This is a genomic window from uncultured Campylobacter sp., assembly GCF_947255105.1.
Classification (GTDB): Bacteria; Campylobacterota; Campylobacteria; order Campylobacterales; family Campylobacteraceae; genus Campylobacter_B.
On the sequence record NZ_CAMYFP010000025.1, the window covers coordinates 1 to 5,316 of the forward strand.

Below are 5,316 nucleotides of genomic sequence, written 5' to 3' on the forward strand. Positions count from 1 at the left end.
ATTGGTTATCTTTTTATTTCCTGCATCTATACCTTTATCATTAATCTTAACTCCGCTTGTAAATGCTAGAGATTTAATATCTGTTAGAGTATCACTTAGAGCTACAGAGATATCATTTCCATTGATAGATGTTTTAATGTTATTTCCACCTTTTATGTTGATTTTATCGCCAAATTTAGCAGCTTTTGCTGTTCCTGAGTCTGCACCAAATGTTATGTTGCCATCTGCTAGTTTAGAGGCTTTGTCAATCTTATCTTTTAGGTCTTTATGCATCTTAGCTTCTGTTATAGAGCCATCTTTTATAGAGATAGTGACATTATCGCCAAATAGCCTGTTTGCTCCATTGGTTATAGTTAAGTCACTTGATGTGATACTGCCTTTCATGTTGGTGGGCTTGTTTAAGTTTTCTGTAAGTTTTTTGTAGTCAAGCTTGCCATAGTCTAGACCGATAGTCATCCAACGTTGTGAACCTTTATTAGCTTGATCAGAGTCGGCATATCTGCCCATTTTTAGATGAATACCATCAATCCCTTTTATCCTTAGTCTATTGTTTCCGTTAGTTGCTCCAGAGTCAAATGCGTAGTCTGCATCAACCGGGAATGTCACTGGCCCACCGGTTTTTACTTCTTTCAAATTTTGTGCAGTGTCTCCATTGCTGAGATTCGGGTCTTTGCCATCATCATCAACGATGATATAACTTCCCATCACCAAACTAGGGCTAAGTAGCAGTGCTGTTAGAAGTGAGAGTTTGGTTATGAAGCTTGCAAGCAGCGACAAAGACTCCTCTTTGGCTTTGGTGTTGCCACACACTGATGACTTGGCGCTTGATAGCTCACTCATGGCTACAGAGGTGCCGTTTTTACTCTTGGACTTAAAAATCTTATTCATAATGAAACCTTTTCTTAAAATGTATTTTAATAAATTAATTTATGATTATACTATCTTTTAGATTATAAGTGTCATAAAAATGACATTTTGCCTATAAAGCGCGATGTAGGGGGAGGCTTTGGGTAGGTGAGTTGATAGTAAAAATTTACTTTATTAATGAATGGTAAATGAAATCATCTTTTTTTAAAGATAATTTTGCTTTAGATGAGAGTGGGCTTTGTTGAAAAATATTTGATAAAATAGTCGCTTTAGGAGTTGGTATGAAGAAGTTGATAGTGCTTATGGTGGCTTTGGTCTTTGGATGTGGGCAGATAGCAGATATAGAGGAGTTGGAGCTGTTTGCTAGAGCAAAGAGCGCTCTTGATAGTGGCGACCAAAAGAGTGGCGTAACGATACTAAGCGCGCTTTGTGATGATGCAAGTTCTACTGAGCTTCGAGCAAAGTCCTGTCACAATCTAGGATATCTCTATCTCTCTAGCAAAGAGCCAAAGATGGCGGAGAGTTTGCGGCTCTTTGTTAGAGCTTGTGAGCTTGGGTTTTTGCAAAGTTGCTATAGTGCTGGGCTTATGTATGACGGCGGGCTTGGCGTGGCGGCTGATGAGTTTGAGGCGGTGGGATACTTTAGAAAGTCTTGCGTAGCAGATGAGCGTGCAGGGTGTGGCGAGCTTGCAAGGATGTATAGAGATGGTAGAGGCGTTAGGCAGGACCTAAAAAAGGCATTTGAGCTATTTAGCAAAGAGTGCGGCGTGAGTTGCGCTAAGTGCTGCGCTGAGGCGGCAAAGATGTGCGCGCCAAAGGATAGCCTTGGCTATCTCAAAAAGGCTTGTGAGGCGGGACTTGGGAGTAGTTGCTTGGAAGTGGGTCTCTCTTATACCAACAAAACTCACGGCAAAGAGGATTTGAAGCTCGCTAAGGAGTATTTTGGCAAGGCGTGTGACCTAAGAGAGACGAAAGGCTGCCAAAGCTATAAGGTATTAAATGAAGGAGGATACTGATGAAAAGAGTTTTAGTTGTGGTCGATATGCAAAATGACTTTGTAGATGGGGCGCTTGGATTTGAGGGAGCAAAGGAGATAGAAAAGGTCTGTTTGGAAAAGATAAGAGAGTATGAGAGTCGTGGCGATGATGTGATCTTTACTTTGGATACTCACGATGAGAGCTACATGCAAAGCGTAGAGGGGAAGTTTTTGCCCGTGCCTCACTGCATCAAAGATAGCAAGGGCTGGGAGCTAGTAGATACTCTAAAAGAGATCTCAAAGCCTCACACCATCATAAAAAAGCCAACTTTTGCATCGCTTGAGCTTGGTAAGTTGATAGAAAAAAGGGGCTATGAGAGCGTTGAGCTTGCAGGACTTGTAAGTAACATCTGCGTCATCTCAAATGCCATCATCGCAAAGGCTAGCGCGCCGGAAGCTAGGATATTTGTCGATGCTAAGGCAACTAGCTCATATGACAAGGCGATGGAGCAAAAGGCGTTTGATATCTTGGAAAATCTACACATCGAAGTTATCAACAGAGATAAATAAAAGCGAAGTTTGGAGCTAAATTTGGCTCTAAATTTGGAAGTTTAAAAGTCTAAATTTTAAAATTTAAGCTTGTTTTTGAAATTTAAAGTCTTAAATTTGGGCTTAGTTTTGGAGCTTTGAGCTTCATTTTTGGCTTTTGAAATTTTTAGTTTGAGTTGTTTTTGGGACTTTGGATACTGAGGCTTTTCTATTTGAATTTGAGTAGTTTTTGAAATTTAAAGTCTTAAATAACAACTGAAATTTAAAAGATTAATGGCTGGGTTTTGGAAATTTAAAGGCTAAATCAACCTACATTTTGAAAGTTTAAATTTCAAAGTTTGATTTGCTTTAAAAACTACAATCTATTTAACAGCTCACCAACTTAAAGTTACTTATAAATTTAAAAGTTTAAAAGCCTAAATTTCAAACTTCGGCTGGGTTTTGAGAGTTTAAATTTGAGCTGGATTTTTGAAAGTTAAAGTCTTAAATAACAACTGAAATTTAAAAGCTAAATACGGCTGGGTTTTGGAGCCTGAATTCTGGTAGTTTTGGTGGCTAGAGTGGGATTACCACTCTATTGAACTACCTCCATATTGCCAAGTTTATAACTCTTAATGAGACTTTTTGCGGCTGTATCGTTTAGGATAGTTTTACAAATGCCGCTCGCGTTGTCTTCGCCCGGACTTACTATGAGAAGCTCATTTTGCTTGTCAAATGCAAACTTAATGCACTTTTTGTCCTTTGCAAGTAGGTTGCCATCTTGCAATTGGACAGCGGTCATCTTGCTAAAATTGCCGTCAAACTCGCCCTTTGCAAGCGAATAGCTTAAAATGTCACTAAGTGCGGTTGAGGCGTCGGTGGCGCATCTTGCAGCGGTGGCATCATCTCTTGTAGCAGATAGCATTGGGATAGCAACTGCGGCTAAAATACCCACAATAACAATAACAAAGATGAGTTCAATCATCGTAAAAGCTCTTTTCATTTTTTCTCCTTTTGTATTGGACGGTCGCATACTCTTATGCAAATATCCTTTAATGAGAGCCATATTATAACATTAATTCGCAATTTTTAATGGTCTTTAAGCGACTTTTGCAAGTTTGGCTGGTGGGTTGGTGGGGATTTTGAAGTCTTGGTGTTTGGCATATACTTAAAAAAGAGTTATTTTGTTGTTAATGGTGAGTGTTTTGGCGGATTGGGTGGTGTTTTATGGTGATGAGTTTTGAATGGATTTGGCTTTGTGTCGCTCTGCTTGGAGGCTGATTGTGGTTGGAGCATTGGACGCTTTGAGGTGGTTTGGCTTGTTTGTGGCGGCTTGATGAATTTGGTGGGCGTAGCGTAGGTGGCTTATTTTAAAGATTATTTATAGTGGTTGATTAAATGGCAGATAAAAGTAGCTAAAAGATATAACTCAAATTTTTACAAATTTAAAGGTTTAAAAGCCTAAATTTCAAAATCTTGGCTAGGTTTTAAGAATGCAAGTTTGAGCTGGGTTTTGAGAGTTTAAATTTAGCAACTGAAATTTAAAGTCTTTTTTGCAAATTTCATCAACTAAAATGCAGATAAATAAAGGTGAAATTCCACAAGCCAAAACAAAAATACAAAATTTTAAAGTCAAATATAGTAAAAATTTTATAGATATTTTTATAAAAACAGACATTTTAAAACTAAAATTTCAAAACAGTCAAATCGTAAAAGCCGATTAAAAATTGATTTATAGTATTTTATTTCTAAAGTTTATAACTTTGATATTTTTTTGATTTAGTTGTGCTATTGCCTGTGTTGTAAGTTTTTAAATGACCAATCAAATCTAATCTTTAAATAATTTTGAAGATAGTTTATTGATGATTTCAAGTTTTTTAATATCTTTTTGCATCACGGCAAAGCTTGAAAGACCTGATAAAATGATTTTAGAAGTTTTCTCATCGAGTACAGTAGGACATAAAACATTATGATATACAGGATAACCTTTCCAACAAATACCTAAAGCAAAGCCCGGTTTTTCTTCACTCTTTTTACGATTATATACTCCATAAATCACGAAAAAATCTCCATCATCATATAGTATAAAATCCTCTTCCAATTTCCAATACGAAACGATATTTGGTAATTTTTCTTTATCAGTCATCTTAAGTTCTTTTTTGATTTAAATTTAAAAAGCCCAAAGGCTTTTGACCTTTGGGCGAAACTCTTATAAGAGCAGAGTTTAGAATTTTACGTTAGAACCGCTAAGTTTATATCTCTTACCAGCCATATCTTGGAAAGAGCCTGTAGATGTTAGAGTTCTGCATTGTGCTGTAGCACCATCTTTAGCAATAGCACCTTTTTTCTCTAAAGCTGCCTTTAATGCATCTTGTTCTTTTTTAAGTTTGTCTTTAGCAGCAGTTATTGCTGTTGGATCAGGTGTGGCAGCGCTTTCAGCCTTCTTTAAATCAGCCTCTGCTTTTTCAACCGCGTCTTGAAGTGTTACTAGCTTTGCTGTTCCAACATAGAGATTTACATCTTGTTGATCGTTTTTGATGAAAGTTACTAGAACACAATCATTATCTTTACCAACTTTGAAGTTAAACTGTGATTGGATTGTTTTACCCTCTGCAACAGCCTCAGTATTTAAGTCACTAAGGCTTTTAGTAGTATCAACCCATGCAACACCAGCAACATTTGTCATTTGGTCAATATTTGCTGCAAATTCACCTTGTGCTGTGTAGTTGCTTGTAACATCTGAAATCATAGTGCTTAAGTTTGACAAAGTCTTTGCAACTTCTGCATCATCTCTTGTAGCTGCTAGTCTTGGAATAGCAACTGCTGCTAAAATACCTAAAATTACGATCACGAAGATCAACTCAATCATTGTAAAACCTTTTTTCATGGCTTTCTCCTTTAAGTTTATTTCACTTTACATACCCTTATGTAAAATGTTGGTGTGA

General features: G+C 37.2%; 6 protein-coding genes. 2 read left to right on the forward strand and 4 right to left on the reverse strand.

The window, feature by feature from the left end:
• On the reverse strand, nucleotides 1–888 hold an 888-nt coding region (locus tag Q0X52_RS07775; RefSeq protein WP_297576624.1), incomplete at its 3' end, for a hypothetical protein.
• Nucleotides 889–1,148: 260 nt separating this feature from the next.
• Between Q0X52_RS07775 and Q0X52_RS07780 the strand changes: the two genes are divergently transcribed.
• The gene (locus Q0X52_RS07780; protein ID WP_297576625.1) at nucleotides 1,149–1,883 is read left to right on the forward strand and encodes a tetratricopeptide repeat protein; all 735 of its coding nucleotides are present in this window, start codon (nucleotides 1,149–1,151) and stop codon (nucleotides 1,881–1,883) included.
• Entirely contained in the window at nucleotides 1,883–2,413 is a 531-nt protein-coding gene (locus Q0X52_RS07785) for a cysteine hydrolase family protein (protein ID WP_297576626.1), read from the forward strand. Before Q0X52_RS07780 ends, Q0X52_RS07785 begins: the two co-directional genes overlap by 1 nt.
• A gap of 553 nt (nucleotides 2,414–2,966) precedes the next feature.
• On the opposite strand, the gene Q0X52_RS07790 is transcribed toward Q0X52_RS07785, so the two are convergent.
• The 3 genes from Q0X52_RS07790 to Q0X52_RS07800 form a co-directional block, all read right to left on the reverse strand.
• Nucleotides 2,967–3,374, reverse strand: a complete 408-nt coding sequence (locus Q0X52_RS07790; RefSeq protein ID WP_297576627.1) for a type II secretion system protein — start codon at nucleotides 3,372–3,374, stop codon at nucleotides 2,967–2,969.
• Nucleotides 3,375–4,199: 825 nt separating this feature from the next.
• A complete protein-coding gene (locus tag Q0X52_RS07795; protein ID WP_297576628.1) occupies nucleotides 4,200–4,517 on the reverse strand; it encodes a hypothetical protein in 318 nt (105 codons plus the stop codon).
• A 78-nt stretch (nucleotides 4,518–4,595) separates the two neighbouring features.
• Complete coding sequence (locus tag Q0X52_RS07800; RefSeq protein ID WP_297576629.1) at nucleotides 4,596–5,258, reverse strand: type II secretion system protein; 663 nt, start codon at nucleotides 5,256–5,258, stop codon at nucleotides 4,596–4,598.
• Nucleotides 5,259–5,316 lie beyond the last annotated feature (58 nt).

What these genes read in the sequence shown, in the direction of transcription:
- Q0X52_RS07780 (WP_297576625.1), top strand. Translation starts at nt 1,149, where the DNA reads ATGAAGAAGTTGATAGTGCTTATGGTGGCTTTGGTCTTTGGATGTGGG.
- Q0X52_RS07785 (WP_297576626.1), top strand. Translation starts at nt 1,883, where the DNA reads ATGAAAAGAGTTTTAGTTGTGGTCGATATGCAAAATGACTTTGTAGAT.
- Q0X52_RS07790 (WP_297576627.1), bottom strand. Translation starts at nt 3,374, where the DNA reads ATGAAAAGAGCTTTTACGATGATTGAACTCATCTTTGTTATTGTTATT.
- Q0X52_RS07795 (WP_297576628.1), bottom strand. Translation starts at nt 4,517, where the DNA reads ATGACTGATAAAGAAAAATTACCAAATATCGTTTCGTATTGGAAATTG.
- Q0X52_RS07800 (WP_297576629.1), bottom strand. Translation starts at nt 5,258, where the DNA reads ATGAAAAAAGGTTTTACAATGATTGAGTTGATCTTCGTGATCGTAATT.